Genomic DNA, 14,210 nt, shown 5'->3' with positions numbered 1-14,210 from the left:
GGTGAGCCGATCAAGTTCCCGAAGCTGCGCACGCTGCCCAAGTCGATGCCGAAGTACGGGCTCAAGACGAAGATGTCGTTCGACCACGTGCCGGCGGCCACGCGCTTCCTGCGCACGATGCACATCGACGAGCTGCCCCAGCTGTTCTTGGTCGTCACCGGCAAGATGTCGCTCGTCGGGCCGCGTCCGAAGATGCCCGACGACGTCGAGCCCGTCGATCCCTTCTACGGCACCAACCGCGTAAAGGTGGCCCAGGGCTGCACCGGGCTGTGGCAGATCAGCCAGGCCAAGACGGACCTGCCGAGCAACCACCCCGAGTACGACCTGTTCTACGTCGCCAACCGCACCCTGCGCATGGACATGTGGATCCTGTGGCGCACGCTGCTGCACGGCCTGCGAGTGGCGAACCTGATCACGCTGGGCGACGTGCCGACCTGGACCCTGGCCAAGACGCCGACACACGTGGCACCGCCGGTCATCGACCTCACGTCGCACGAGGCCGCGACCCTGCGCGCCAACGCCTAGTTACGACGGCGGCGCCAGGCGGGTGACGCCCGCGGCCTCGAAGGCGTCGGCCACCAGCGACGTGAGATGACCCACGAGCGTCTTGCGCGGCATCGTGCGCGTCGAGGACCACCACTCGACGGCGGCGAACACCGCGCCGGGCAGGGCGTGGCCCCACACGTCGCCCATCGCCGGGTCACGCCCGACGGCGAACAGCGACGCCGAGAACGACGACGCGAACATCTCGCCGAGCGCGCTGTTCATGGTGCCGGGGTCGGGCGGGCCGCCGGCTTCGAGCAGGAAGCGGAACACCTCGGGTTCCTTCTCCACGAACGAGCAGAAGATGTTGATGCCCTTGGCCACGGCTTCGCGCAGCGGCACGTCGGGTACGAACACTTCGCCGATCGAGGGCACCAGCGCGGTGGCGAAACGGTCGACCAGCGCGTTGGCGATACCGGTGCGGTCGCCGAAGTGGTCATAGAGGATCGGGCGGCTGACGCCGGCTTCTTCAGCCAGCTCCGACATGGACACGTCGGGGCCGTGTTTGCGAATGGCCACGACGCAGGCGTCGAGCAGCTGATCGCGCCGCTCGGCCGGGTCGACACGGGGCCCGCGGGGTCGGCCTACGCGTCGCTCGCCCGTCACGCGCACCAACGGTAACCTCACCGCATCGCGGAGGCACAAGACGGGGCGGAGCAAGCACGAGAACGGGCGCGCTATCGCCCCGCGCTCGACGGGCTGCGCGCCCTCGCGGTCGTGGCCGTGCTCATGTTCCACAGCGGCTCGAAGAACTTCGTGCCCGGGCTCTATCCCGGCGGCCGCTACGGCGTCGACGTCTTCTTCGTGCTCTCCGGCTACCTGATCACGGGCCTGCTGCTCGCCGAGTACGCCAAGACGGGCACCGTGTCGCTCAAAAAGTTCTACATGCGCCGCGCCCTGCGCCTGCTGCCTGGTCTCGTCCTGCTGATCGGCTACACGGCGTTTGTGGTGGTGGTGGTCGGCCACAACGCCGAAGGACGCTCGGCGTTCATCGCGGTGATCCCGGTCATCTTCTACGTCGGGAACTGGGCGGTGGCGGCCAACGCCAAGCAGGAGGGCCTGTTCGGCCACACCTGGACCCTGGCGCTCGAAGAGCAGTTCTACCTGTGCTGGCCGCCGGTGCTGAAGCGGGCGCTGCGCCGCGACCCGGGCGCCCGCCGCATCGCCGCCGGCCTCGTGATCGCCGTCGTGGCCATCGGCGTGTTCCGCGCCGTCCTCACCGCCGCGAACGTCAGCAACCTCTACCAACCGGTGTGGCGCTTCGACGGCCTCTTCCTCGGCAGCCTGCTGGCGGTGTTCCTCGACCGCATCGACACCGGCGCGCTGCGGGCCCGCTTGCAGTCACCGGCGCTCGGTGCCGCCGCCCTCCTCGTCGTGTTCGGCTTCACGCTCGTGTTGCCGTTCCACACGACGTTCGAGGGCATGGGCGGGCTGAGCTTGTTCCTCGTCGCCACCGCCGTCCTCGTCGGGTTCGCGGCGCTGGCCGACCAGAAGAGCGGCATCAACCAGGTGCTGTCGTGGAAGCCGCTCGCCGCCCTCGGCCGGATCTCCTACGGCGTGTACCTGTTCCATCCCGCGACGAACGCGCTGCTCCACTCGACGCGCATCGCCCGCCTCCCCAACGGCGTCGAGGTGGTGCTTCAGGAGACGGTGTCGATCGCCATCGCCGCCGCGTCGTACCTGCTGATCGAGCGCCGCATCCTCGCCCTCAAGGCCCGCTTCCAGCCCCTTGACCATTCAGAGACGTTGCAACGTTCGCCCGTTGACCAATAAACCGACACAGTGTAGGTTTTAGGGATGGCAACCGACGCTGACATCCTCGGCCGCGACGAGCAGGACGATCTCGACTGGATCCTCGACCAGAAGCCCGACTGGGAAGCGACGATCCGCACCGTCGAGGCCAACGCCGACACCATCTTCACGTGGGACTACGAGCGTTCGCGTCTGCCCCTGTCGAAGCTGTACGAGAAGGCCAAGACGGCGCAGTGGAACGGCTCGACCGACCTCGACTGGAGCCAGGACGTCGACCAGGAGAAGTTGGCGGCCATGTCGCCCGACGCCAACCCCGAGATGCTCGCCGCCATGGGGATCGACCTCACCGGCACGCCGATGGCCAAGTGGTCGGACAAGGAATGGCAGGAGCTGGCCATCCACCAGCAGAACTTCATGCTCAGCCAGTTCATGCACGGTGAGCAGGGCGCGCTGATCTGCACCGCCAAGATCGTCGAGACCGTCCCGTGGATCGACGCCAAGTACTACGCCGCGACCCAGGTGATGGACGAGGCCCGCCACGTCGAAGTCTTCGCCCGCTACCTCGACGAGAAGCTGAACGGCCACTTCCCGCTCAACCCGCACCTCGGGATGCTGCTCGACGACATCATCAGCGACGAACGCTGGGACTTCACCTACCTCGGGATGCAGATCATGGTCGAGGGCCTCGCCCTCGCGGCGTTCGGTCTCGTGCAGGCCGTCACCCCCGAGCCGCTGCTCCAGAAGCTGCTGCGCTACGTGATGTCCGACGAGGCGCGCCACGTCGCCTTCGGCGTGCTGTCGCTCAAGGAGTTCTACGAAGGCCTCACCGACAAGGAACTCGGCGAGCGCCAGGAGTTCGCCTACGAGGCGGCCGTGCGCTTGCGCGACCGGCTCGTGGCCGGTGAGGTGTGGGAGCGCATGGGCGTCGATCCCAAGGTGGCGCTGTCGGTCATGCGCCCGGCGGGGATGACCAAGAACGACGACCCGTTCCAGCAGATGCTGTTTTCCAAGATCGTGCCGAACCTGTCGAAGCTCGGCCTGCTCGACGCCAACAGCGGCTGGCTGCGCGCCAAGTTCGACAACATCGGCCTGACGCAGTTCGAGAGCTGGGCCGACACGTCGATCGAGTACGAACTGCTCGATGCCGTCAGCGCCGACCGCGCCGCGGCGGAGGCCGAGACGGCCTGATCTGGCCGGCGCGTCCGTCGTTCAGCTCAGTAACTCGAACTCGACCCCGACAACTTCGTAGGTCCGCGCCGCCCGACGGTCCAGCGTCAGCAACGTGCGCTCGTGGTCGAAGGCGGCTTGTGCCACGAGCGCGTCGTAAACGGCGCCGCCTGCAAGCCGCCCTTCGCGAAGCAAAGCCCACACCCGCGCCGTCCCGTGCACGGTGAGCCATGACGGCTCGCCGAAGTTCTCGTCGATCGCCCGACGCGCCTCAGCGGGCGAGAGGCGATCGGGCAACGGCAGCCGGGTGAGCACCGAAAACGTCTCGAACGCCGCATGGCCCGCCAAGGCGGGCCGCGCGCGCGTCACCGCGGTACGCGCCTGTGGATGCGCGCCGTGCGCGGCGTGTACGAACGGCACCGCGACGCTGGTGTCAGCGGCGTACACCTAGTCCTCGTCGGACAATCCGTAACCCTGCATCCGCATGCGACGAACGTCGGCCACCGTCAGCTCGATCGAGTCGGGTCGTTGCGGGATGACGAGGAATCCGTCGCGCTCGACCAACCCGGGACCTTCGGGCTCGCGGCCGTCGATGCGGATCGACACTCCGTCGAGGACGATGTCGACCTCGGTACCGCCGACGAGGCCGAGGGCGTCGCGGATCGGTTTCGGGATCACCACCCGGCCGGCGCTGTCGATGGTAGTGCGCATACCATCAGAATACCATCGCACTGCCATTCGCGACCTGTCCTAAATGGCGCCTTTGACGCAACCGATGGACCCGCGTGCTTCGTCGTTCTTCGCGTACGCGTGACAACGACGAAATCGACGCGCTCGAGCGCGCCCTTCGCGACCGCGAGGCGGAATTGGTCGCCAACGCGGCGCGCTTTCGCTCGCTCGTGGAGAACTCGAGCGACATGACCCTCGTCGTCGACGAGGCGGGGAACATCAGTTTCGTGAGCCCGGCGTCGCGCTGCGTGCTCGGTATGGACGAAGCGGACCTCGAAGGCACCGACGTGATGGACCTCGTGCACCCGGACGAGCGCGAGCACGTGGCGGCGGCGCTGGCAGTGCGCCAGAGCGTCGAATGCCGCATGCGTCACGCCGACCACACCTGGCGGGGCGTCGACGTGCTGGTCGTCGATCTACGCAAAGACCCGACGGTCGCCGGCCTCGTGCTGCACATCCGCGACGTGACCGACCGGCGCCGCCTCGAAGCCGAGTTGCGCCACGCCCAGAAGCTCGAGTCGATCGGGCAGCTGGCCTCGGGCGTCGCCCACGAGATCAACACGCCGATCCAGTACGTCGGCAACAACCTCCAGTTCCTGCTCGGCGCCTTCGAGGAGCTCAAGCCGCTCGTGCAGGGCGACGGCGCCGAAGCGTTGCTCGCCGAGATCCCCGTCGCCATCGAGGAGGCGTTGGACGGCGTCGAGCGCGTCGCCACCATCGTGCGCGCCATGAAGTCGTTCGGCCACGCCGGCGCCGACGTCATGGCGCCGGCCGACATCAACGAGGCCGTGCGCAACGCGATGGCCGTGGCCTACAGCGAGGTGAAGCACGTCGCCGTCGTCAGCCTCGACCTCGACGAAAAGCTTCCGCCGGTCATGTGCCACATCGGCGACGTGAATCAGGTGCTGCTGAACCTCATCGTCAACGCCGCCCACGCGGTGGGCGACGTGACCAAGCGCACCCGCAAGAAGGGGCGTATCACCGTGCGCACGCGCGTCGAAGGCCCGCACTGTGTGATCGAAGTGTGCGACACCGGCGCAGGGATCCCGCCCAGCATCGCGAATCGCATCTTCGAGCCGTTCTTCACCACCAAAGAAGTCGGTGTGGGGACCGGGCAGGGCCTGGCTCTTGCGTACTCGCTCATCCATGATCGCCACCGCGGCTCGATCAGCTTCGAGAGCGATCCGCTGACCGGCACGAAGTTCGACGTGCGCATCCCCCTCGAGGCCGCAGCATGAAGCCCCGCGTCCTGCTCGTCGACGACGACGAGCACCTGCTGCGCAGCCTCGAACGCGTCCTGCGTGCGACCTTCGACGTCGAGACGGCGCCGGGCGGCGCCGAGGGCATCGAGAAGCTGGCGGCGGCCACCGAACCGTTCGCCGCCATCGTGTCGGACTACCAGATGCCGTTCATGAACGGCGCGCAGTTCCTGACCCGGGCGCGCAAGCTCGCCCCCGACACGACGCGCCTGCTGCTGACCGGCCAGGCCGACATCGCCGGCGCGGCGGCGGTGGTGAACGAGGGCGGCGTGTTCCGCCTGCTGCTCAAGCCGGTGCCCTCCAACCACCTGATCGCGACGCTCGACGAAGCCGTCGAGCAGTTCCGGCTGGTGAACGCTGAGCGCGACCTGTTGGCCCTGACCCTCGCCGGCGCCGTGCGCGCCATGAGCGAGCTGCTGTCGCTGGCCGCACCCGCCGCCTTCGCCCGCGCCACGCGCTTGCGCGACCTCGCGGCGTTGCTGTTCGACGCGCTGGAACAAGACGAGCCGTGGCACATCGGCGTAGCGGCGACGATGTCGCAGCTGGGCGCCATCACGCTGCCGCCGTCGGTGCTCGAACACGTCAACGCCGGGGTGCGCCTGTCCGACGACGAGGCGGCGATGGTCGCCCGCATGCCGGCGCTGGCCGAACAGATCCTCGCCGAGATCCCGCGCCTCGACGCCGTGCGCGAGGCGATCCGTTTCCAGGACGTCTCCGCCGGGCTCGACCCGGGTGCGGTGCCGCTCGGGGCCCGCGTGCTGCGGCTGGTGCGCGACTACGACGCGTTGGAACTCGCCGGCGTGCCCACCGGTGAGGCGCTGAGCCAGCTCGCCGGACGACGGGCCGTGTACGACCCGGTGTTGCTCAAGGCGCTGGCGCAGGGCCTGGCGACGCGCGCCGACCGCAAGGTCGTGCAGATCCCGCTGGACAAGCTGGAGGTCGGCATGACGCTGGCCGACGACGTGTTCACCGCGTCGGGCGTCAAGCTCGTCCCGCGCGGCCACCCCGTCACCGCGTCGCTGCTTCAGCGCATCGTCAACTTCTCCGAAGTGGCGCCCGGGATCATCGAGCCGCTGTGCGTCTTTGCCCGCAAGGAAGCCAAGGCGCCGAGCTGGCCGGGCGCGGTGGCGCCGGCGCGCGTCTAGCGAGGTTGGCCGTCGCGAATGCGGCGGAGTTGCTCGACGATGCTGAGGTCCTTGTCGCGCCCGAGGTGCTCCTTCGACCGCACGAGGTCGTCGATGCCTGCCACCAGGATCGGCATGCCGAACAGTTCCACCCGCTCGGCGTTGGGTTGGTGGGCGTCGTAGTCGCCGACGGCGGCGGCGCGCAGCACGACGTCGACGAGTCCTGCGTCGGTCGCGAAGTGCCACGCTTCGGCGTCGAAGAGCCCGACAGCGCCGCGGCGCAACGACTCTGTCTCCCACAGCTCGCCCGCTTCCATCGCCAGACGCGCGGAGGTGACGAAGATGCCGGCGTTGAGCGCGCCTAGCGCGGCAAGGACCCGCTCGAGGTTCTCGAGTTCGAGACAGGGCAGGAAGTCGGCGTCGAAGGTTTCGCGTTCGGCCCCGTGCACCACGCCCGCGATCCCGCCGATCAGGACGAAGTCGGCGCCCGCATCGGTGAAGGCGCGGAGGATGCGCTCGGTGTCGAGCGGCGTCGCGTCCGTGCGGGGGCCGAACTCACGCAACGGTGAGACGGCGCCGGGCTGACTCGGCCTCGAGGCGGAGGCGGGTCATGGCGTCGTTTTGACGGAGCCGGTCCTCGGGCGACATCGCACGCTGCGCGGCGCGCTGCTCGTCCCAAACCTGTGCGTCGCGGCGGGGCCTCGTCACGGCGAAACAGTGTACCGGCGCGCGGCGACCGCCGCAGCAGTGCCTGCTGGGTTATACCCACTTTCGCAGTCGTCTTTCGCCGGCTGACCGCGCAGGCGCGCCTGGAGCCACACGTTGGCGGCGTCGAAGGCCGGGAGCGCCGCCGGCACGTGGCCGCCGGCGTGGATGACGCGGCGCTCGACAATGGCACCGTGGGCGCACATGCGGGTGTGGAGCAGCGCGCTGAGCTCGACGGGCACGACGTCGTCCTGGTCGCTGTGGACGATCAGCACCGGGCTTTCGCCTTTGACCAATCCGGGGTTGTTGGCCCGCGCCAGCGTCAGCCATGCCGGGTCGGTCGGCCCAGTGGGCAGCACGAGGTCGGCGGGCGCGGTGGTGCTGCTGGCGGCGGCGACGGCGCCGAGGCAGTCGCGATCAACGGTCTTCAGCAACCGCAGCCCGGCGGCGGTGAGGTAGCGCTCCGGACGGGCCTTCGGGTACGCCGCCGCGAACCCGCCGACGATCGACAGCACGAACGGCTGGATCGGCGCGGTGCGTCCGGCTTCGAGAATCCGGTCGAGCTCGGTGGCGGGCGCGCCGGCGAAGGTGCCGACCACGTGCAGCGACGGCGCCCACGTCGCCGCGAGTTGGTTGGCCCACAGCGCGGCGTGGCCGCCCTGTGAGTAGCCGGCGATGAGCGTCTTCGTGCCGGCGTTGGCGTGGGGCAGTTGGCGCGCCGCCAGGGCGGCGTCGAGCACGCTGCGGCCTTCGCTCACACCGACGAGGTACGGGTGCCGGCCCGGGGTGCCGAGGCCCGCGTAGTCCGTGGCGGCGACGATCCACCCGTTGGCGACCGCGGTGAGGCCGACGGCGCGGACTTCGCTCGACAGCGGGTGGTGCGACGGCGCGCACGCGTCGGCCAGACCGGTCGTGCCGTGGGCGAGGGTGAACACCACGCGGTCGTGCGCGTTCGTGTCGGGCACCACGGCCAGACCCGTCACCTCGATCGCGGCGCCGGTGCGCGCCCGGCTCGTGTAGCGGATCCTGTAGGTCGTCGCGCCGGGGACCACGCCGGCCACCTTCGTCGCCGCCAGCAACTTGCCGTGGCCGGTGGGAACCGTCGCGGTCGATGACTGCGAGCACGCCACGAGGCCCGTCGCCACCACCACGAGTGCCAGCAGCCGTTTCATCCGGCTAAGACACTGGCATGTTGCTGATGAAGCCGGGGTGCGAGAACTGCGACGACGACCTGCCGCCGGACCGGCCCGGGGCCGTCATCTGCTCCTTCGAGTGCACGTGGTGCGGAGAGTGCGCCCTCAAGCTCGGCGGCATCTGTCCCAATTGCGGCGGCGACCTCCAGCCCCGCCCGCAGCGCCCCACCGCCCTGCTCGAGAAGGCCCCCGCGTCGACCGAGCGGGTCCACAAGCCCAGATCCGGCCTCGCCTGACGCCTGTGTGCATCTCCAGGCAGGCACAGCCTGCCTGGAGATGCACACGGCATTTGCGTTGCGGCCGGCGGGGGGCGACCGAGTAAAGTGTTCCGACCCACGGGCCAGCGTTGTCCCGTCCACTTCAGTACGACAAAGGACGAGTATGCGCACGCCCCCCGAGGCCCAGGGCCTTTACGACCCCCGCTTCGAGCACGACGCCTGCGGCGTCGCCTTCGTGGTCGACGTGCACGGCCGCAAGAGCCACCGGATGGTGCAGCTCGGGCTGCAGTCGCTGTGCAACCTCGACCACCGTGGGGCGACGGGTGCGGAAGCCAACGTCGGTGACGGCGCCGGCATCCTGATCCAGGTCCCCGACGCCTTCCTGCGCGCCGTGGTCGACTTCGAGCTGCCCGCGGCGGGCGCCTACGCCGTGGGCACCGCCTTCCTGCCGAAGGAAGGCACCGCCGAGACCGTCGACAAGTTCGAGAAGCTCGTGGCCGACGAGGGCCTGACACTGCTCGGCTGGCGCGACGTCCCGATCGACAACTCGATGATCGGCATCTTCGCCAAGGAGGTCGAGCCGCTCTTCCGTCAGGTCTTCGTCGGCGGCGCTGCCGGCCTCGACCTCGAGCGCAAGCTGTTCATCCTGCGCAAGCGGGCCGAGCACGAAGCCGACCTTTACTTTCCGTCGCTGTCGGGCCGCACGCTCGTCTACAAAGGCATGCTCACGTCACTGCAGCTGCAGGAGTTCTATCCCGACCTGCACGACCCGCGGATGGAGTCCGCCCTCGCCCTCGTCCACTCGCGCTTTTCCACCAACACGTTCCCGAGTTGGCCCCTCGCCCACCCGTACCGCTTCATCGCCCACAACGGCGAGATCAACACGGTGCAGGGCAACCGCAACTGGATGCGCGCCCGCGAATCGCAGATGCACAGCGACGCCTTCCCCGGCCTCGAGCGGGCGTTCCCGATCGTGACCGACGGCGCGTCGGACACGATGAGCTTCGACGAGACGCTCGAGCTGTTGCACCTCGGCGGCCGCTCGCTGCCCCACGCCGTGCTGATGATGATCCCCGAAGCGTGGGAGCGTCACGAGTCGATGCCGTCGTGGAAGCGCAACTTCTACGAGTTCCACGCGTCGGTGATGGAGCCGTGGGACGGTCCGGCGTCGATCGCCTTCACCGACGGCACCGTGATCGGCTCGGTGCTCGACCGCAACGGCCTGCGTCCCGGGCGCTACTGGGTGACCGACGACGGCCTCGTCGTCATGGCGTCGGAGGCCGGTGTGCTGCCGATCGAGCCGAGCAAGGTCGTCGAGAAGGGCCGCATGCAGCCGGGCAAGATGTTCCTCGTCGACACGTCGCAGGGACGCATCATCCGCGACGACGAGATCAAGCGCACCCTCGCCGACGCCGCGCCCTACGGCGAGTGGATCCAGAACCTCACCCACCTCGACGACCTGCCCGACCGTTTCATGCTGACCCCGCAGCACACGACGGTGGTGCGCCAGCAGCGCGAGTTCGGTTACACGACCGAGGACCTGAAGATCCTCATCGCCCCGATGGCCAAGACGGGCGGCGAAGCGCTCGGCTCCATGGGCACCGATACGCCGATCGCGGTGCTGAGCGAGCGCCCGCGCCTGCTGTTCGACTACTTCGCCCAGCTATTCGCCCAGGTGACCAACCCGCCGCTCGACGCCATCCGTGAAGAGATGGTCACGTCGATGGCGCGCACCATCGGGCGCGAGTCGAACCTGCTCGACCCCGGTCCCGACAGCTGCAAGCAGATCGTGATGCCGTCGCCGATCCTGTCGAACGACGACATGGCCAAGATCCTCTACATCCACGAGGAGGGCGGCGTCGACGGCTTCACCCCCTTCGCCGTCGACGGCCTCTACCCCGTCGCCGCCGGCGGCGAGGGCATGCGGGCCGCCATCGAGAACGTGCGCGCGCTGGTGAGCGCGGCGATCGAGAACGGCGCCAACATCATCATCCTCTCGGACCGGCACTCCAACGCCGAGTACGCGCCGATCCCGTCGCTGCTGCTGACCGCCGCGGTGCACCACCACCTCATCCGCGAGAAGACCCGCACGCGCGTCGGCCTCGTCGTCGAGACGGGCGACGCCCGCGAGGTGCATCACATGGCGCTGCTCATCGGATACGGCGCGGCGGCCATCAACCCGTACCTGGCGTTCGAGACGATCGAGGACCTCATCGCCCACGGCGAACTCACCGGCGTCACGCCGCAGAAGGCCGTCTACAACTACATCAAGGCGTGCTCGAAGGGCGTGCTCAAGGTGATGTCGAAGATGGGCATCTCGACGGTGGCGTCCTACACCGGTGCGCAGGTCTTCGAGGCCGTCGGCCTCGGCGAGGAGTTCGTCGACGAGTACTTCACCGGCACGACCTCCAAGCTCGGCGGCGTCGGCCTCGACGAGATCGCGGCGGAAGTCGCGGCGCGTCATCACTACGCCCACTTCGAGCGCCCGGCCGAGCAGGCGCACCGCGACCTGTGGGTCGGCGGCGAGTACCAGTGGCGCCGCGAGGGCGAGTACCACCTGTTCAATCCCGAGACCGTCTTCAAGCTCCAGCACTCGACGCGCTCGGGTCGCTACGACGTGTTCAAGCAGTACAGCGAGGCGGTCGACAACCAGTCGAAGCGTCTCGCCACGCTGCGCGGCCTGTTCACGTTCAAGGAAGGCGTGCGCCCGCCGGTACCGATCGACGAGGTCGAGCCGGTGAGCGAGATCGTCAAGCGCTTCTCGACGGGTGCCATGAGCTACGGGTCGATCTCGAAGGAAGCCCACGAGAACCTCGCCATCGCGATGAACCGCATCGGCGGCAAGTCGAACACGGGCGAGGGCGGCGAGGACTCCGACCGCTTCGTGCCCGACGCCAATGGCGACCTGCGCCGCTCGGCCATCAAGCAGGTGGCGTCCGGGCGCTTCGGCGTGACCAGTGAGTACCTGACCAACGCCGACGACCTCCAGATCAAGATGGCGCAGGGCGCCAAGCCGGGCGAGGGCGGCCAGCTCCAGGGCGTGAAGGTCTACCCGTGGATCGCCAAGACCCGCGGCTCGACGCCGGGCGTGGGCCTCATCTCGCCCCCGCCGCACCACGACATCTATTCGATCGAAGACCTCAAGCAGCTCATCCACGACCTGAAGAACTCCAACCCCGCCGCCCGCGTGCACGTGAAGCTGGTGGCCGAAGTCGGCGTGGGTACCGTGGCCGCCGGCGTGGCCAAGGCCAAGGCCGACGTGGTGCTGATTTCGGGTCACGACGGCGGGACGGGCGCGTCGCCGCTCACGTCGCTCAAGCACGCCGGCGCGCCGTGGGAGTTGGGCCTCGCCGAGACGCAGCAGACGCTGCTGCTCAACGGCCTGCGCGACCGCATCGTCGTGCAGTGCGACGGCCAGCTCAAGACCGGCCGCGACGTGATGATCGCCGCGCTGCTCGGCGCCGAGGAGTTCGGCTTCGCCACCGCACCGCTCGTGGTGAGCGGCTGCATCATGATGCGCGTCTGCCACCTCGACACCTGCCCGGTCGGCATCGCCACCCAAAACCCCGAGCTGCGGGCGCGCTTTAGTGGCAAGCCCGAGTTCGTCGTCAACTTCATGGAGTTCATCGCCGAGGAAGTGCGCGAGCACCTGGCCCGCCTCGGCTTCCGCTCCATGGCCGAAGCCATCGGTCACGTCGAGATGCTCGACGCCCGTGACGCCATCGACCACTGGAAGGCCAACAAGCTCGACATCGACCCGATCCTGTTCCAGCCCACCTCGCCGTGGGAGCAGGACCTGTACCAGACCAAGTCCCAGGACCACGGCCTCGAGCGCGCCCTCGACCAGGGGCTGCTGAAGCTGGCGCAGCCGGCGCTGTCGGACGCCACCGCGGTGAAGATCGAGCTGCCGATCACCAACGTCAACCGCACCGTCGGCACGATGCTCGGCCACGAAGTGACCAAGCGCTACGGCGCCGCGGGCCTGCCCGACGACACGATCGACATCACCCTCGAAGGCTCCGCCGGTCAGTCGTTCGGCGCCTTCGTGCCCCGCGGCATCACGCTGCGGCTCTTCGGCGACGCCAACGACTACACCGGCAAGGGGCTCTCCGGTGGGCGCATCATCGTGCGGCCGTCGCTCGACGCGCCGGCGGACTTCGTCGCCGAGGACAACGTCATCGCCGGCAACGTGGCGCTCTACGGGGCGACGGGCGGCGAGATGTTCCTGCGCGGCGTCGTCGGCGAACGCTTCTGCGTGCGCAACTCCGGTGCCACCGCCGTCGTCGAAGGCGTCGGCGACCACGGCTGTGAGTACATGACCGGTGGCCGCGCCGTCGTGCTCGGTTCGACCGGACGCAACTTCGCCGCCGGCATGTCGGGCGGTGTCGCCTACGTCTACGACGACGACGACAAGTTCATGCAGCGCTTGAACTTCGAGATGGTCGATCTGGAACGGCTCGACGAAGAAGACGTCGAATGGCTGCGCGACATCGTGCGCCGCCACCTGAAGGAGACGGACTCGCCCGTCGCCGAGAAGATTCTGAAGGGATGGCACACGGAAGTGCGCAAGTTCCGCAAGGTGATGCCCAAGGACTACCGCCGCGTCCTCGACGCCATGGCCGAGGCGGAGGCAAAGGGCTTGGATCCGATCGAAGCCGTGATGGCTTCGGCGAGGGCGTAGTCCGATGGGTGACGTCAGAGGGTTCTTGAAGCACGACCGGGAGACGCCGACGCGGCGTCCCGTTCCCGTCCGTCTGCGCGACTGGAAGGAGGTCTACGAGCCGTTCCCCGAAGACCACCTGCAGACCCAGGCGTCGCGGTGCATGGACTGCGGCATCCCGTTCTGCAACCAGGGCTGCCCGCTGGGCAACCTCATCCCGGACTGGAACGACCTCGTCTACCGCGACCAGTGGCGCCAGGCGATCCAGCGCCTGCACGCCACCAACAACTTCCCCGAGTTCACCGGTCGCCTGTGCCCGGCGCCGTGTGAGTCGGCGTGCGTGCTCGGGATCAACCAGAACCCGGTCACCATCAAGCAGGTCGAGGTCACCATCGTCGACCGCGCGTGGGACGAGGGCTGGATCACCCCGGTCATGCCGACGGTGAAGACGGGCAAGTCCGTCGCCGTCATCGGCAGCGGTCCCGCCGGCCTCGCCGCCGCGCAACAGCTGACCCGCGCCGGCCACGACGTCACCGTGTTCGAGCGCGCCGACCGCCCCGGCGGCCTGCTGCGCTACGGCATCCCCGAGTTCAAGATGGAAAAGCGCCACCTCGACCGCCGGCTGCGCCAGATGAAGGCCGAGGGGACCAAGTTCCGCCCGGGCGTCGACGTCGGCGTCGACATCACGGCCGAGCACCTGCTCAAGCGCTACGACGCAGTCGTCATCGCCACCGGCGCCACGGCGTGGCGCGAGCTGCCCGTCCCCGGCCGTGAGCTCGAGGGCATCCACCAGGCGATGGAGTACCTCCCGCTGGCCAACCGGGTCTGCGAGGGCGACACCCCCGAGGCCGCCATCAGCG

At 68.9% G+C, this 14,210-nt stretch carries 14 protein-coding genes; 8 read left to right on the top strand and 6 right to left on the bottom strand.

Going from position 1 to position 14,210, the window contains the following annotated elements:
• Positions 1-525: sugar transferase (locus VHC63_01740; protein ID HVV35294.1), on the top strand; the 525-nt coding region annotated here is incomplete at its 5' end.
• Here the strand turns inward: VHC63_01740 and VHC63_01735 are convergent.
• Positions 526-1,149, bottom strand: coding sequence for a TetR/AcrR family transcriptional regulator (locus tag VHC63_01735; GenBank protein HVV35293.1), 624 nt, complete (start codon positions 1,147-1,149; stop codon positions 526-528). It lies immediately after the preceding gene.
• Positions 1,150-1,173: 24 nt separating this feature from the next.
• Here VHC63_01735 and VHC63_01730 point away from each other — a divergent pair, with 24 nt between their 5' ends.
• Together VHC63_01730 and VHC63_01725 are read left to right on the top strand one after the other, a co-directional pair.
• Positions 1,174-2,316 (top strand): acyltransferase, encoded by a 1,143-nt coding sequence (locus VHC63_01730; protein ID HVV35292.1) that lies wholly within the window; start codon positions 1,174-1,176, stop codon positions 2,314-2,316.
• 24 nt (positions 2,317-2,340) lie between these two features.
• Positions 2,341-3,483, top strand: coding sequence for a ferritin-like domain-containing protein (locus tag VHC63_01725; GenBank protein HVV35291.1), 1,143 nt, complete (start codon positions 2,341-2,343; stop codon positions 3,481-3,483).
• A gap of 21 nt (positions 3,484-3,504) precedes the next feature.
• Here VHC63_01725 and VHC63_01720 read toward each other — a convergent pair whose 3' ends face one another.
• Both VHC63_01720 and VHC63_01715 read right to left on the bottom strand, forming a co-directional pair.
• On the bottom strand, positions 3,505-3,909 hold the full coding sequence (locus VHC63_01720) for a PIN domain-containing protein (protein HVV35290.1): 405 nt from the start codon (positions 3,907-3,909) through the stop codon (positions 3,505-3,507).
• A complete protein-coding gene (locus VHC63_01715; protein ID HVV35289.1) occupies positions 3,910-4,173 on the bottom strand; it encodes an AbrB/MazE/SpoVT family DNA-binding domain-containing protein in 264 nt (87 codons plus the stop codon).
• Positions 4,174-4,247: 74 nt separating this feature from the next.
• On the opposite strand from VHC63_01715, the gene VHC63_01710 reads away from it, so the two are divergent.
• Together VHC63_01710 and VHC63_01705 are read left to right on the top strand one after the other, a co-directional pair.
• A complete protein-coding gene (locus VHC63_01710; protein HVV35288.1) occupies positions 4,248-5,429 on the top strand; it encodes an ATP-binding protein in 1,182 nt (393 codons plus the stop codon).
• Positions 5,426-6,595, top strand: a complete 1,170-nt coding sequence (locus tag VHC63_01705; GenBank protein ID HVV35287.1) for an HD domain-containing phosphohydrolase — start codon at positions 5,426-5,428, stop codon at positions 6,593-6,595. Before VHC63_01710 ends, VHC63_01705 begins: the two co-directional genes overlap by 4 nt.
• On the opposite strand, the gene VHC63_01700 is transcribed toward VHC63_01705, so the two are convergent.
• Genes VHC63_01700 through VHC63_01690 form a run of 3 tightly spaced genes read right to left on the bottom strand, consistent with a single transcriptional unit; the run spans position 6,592 to position 8,451 of the window.
• Entirely contained in the window at positions 6,592-7,137 is a 546-nt protein-coding gene (locus tag VHC63_01700; GenBank protein HVV35286.1) for a hypothetical protein, read from the bottom strand. The genes VHC63_01705 and VHC63_01700 overlap by 4 nt on opposite strands.
• Positions 7,130-7,282: a hypothetical protein gene (locus tag VHC63_01695; GenBank protein HVV35285.1), complete on the bottom strand. Its 153-nt coding sequence runs from the start codon at positions 7,280-7,282 to the stop codon at positions 7,130-7,132. Before VHC63_01695 ends, VHC63_01700 begins: the two co-directional genes overlap by 8 nt.
• Complete coding sequence (locus VHC63_01690) at positions 7,279-8,451, bottom strand: lipase family protein (GenBank protein HVV35284.1); 1,173 nt, start codon at positions 8,449-8,451, stop codon at positions 7,279-7,281. The genes VHC63_01695 and VHC63_01690 overlap by 4 nt, the downstream gene beginning before the upstream one ends.
• Positions 8,452-8,468: 17 nt before the next feature.
• On the opposite strand from VHC63_01690, the gene VHC63_01685 reads away from it, so the two are divergent.
• The 3 genes from VHC63_01685 to VHC63_01675 form a co-directional block, all read left to right on the top strand.
• Positions 8,469-8,708, top strand: a complete 240-nt coding sequence (locus VHC63_01685; GenBank protein HVV35283.1) for a DUF1272 domain-containing protein — start codon at positions 8,469-8,471, stop codon at positions 8,706-8,708.
• Between the two features lie 145 nt (positions 8,709-8,853).
• On the top strand, positions 8,854-13,371 hold the full coding sequence (gltB, locus tag VHC63_01680; protein ID HVV35282.1) for a glutamate synthase large subunit: 4,518 nt from the start codon (positions 8,854-8,856) through the stop codon (positions 13,369-13,371).
• A 4-nt stretch (positions 13,372-13,375) separates the two neighbouring features.
• Positions 13,376-14,210: glutamate synthase subunit beta (locus VHC63_01675; GenBank protein HVV35281.1), on the top strand; the 835-nt coding region annotated here is incomplete at its 3' end.

Source organism: Acidimicrobiales bacterium (assembly GCA_035546775.1).
In the GTDB taxonomy this organism is placed as follows: domain Bacteria; phylum Actinomycetota; class Acidimicrobiia; order Acidimicrobiales; family JACCXE01; genus JACCXE01.
The sequence above is the reverse complement of the archived record's forward strand: the minus strand, read 5'-3'. Positions and strand labels throughout refer to the sequence as shown.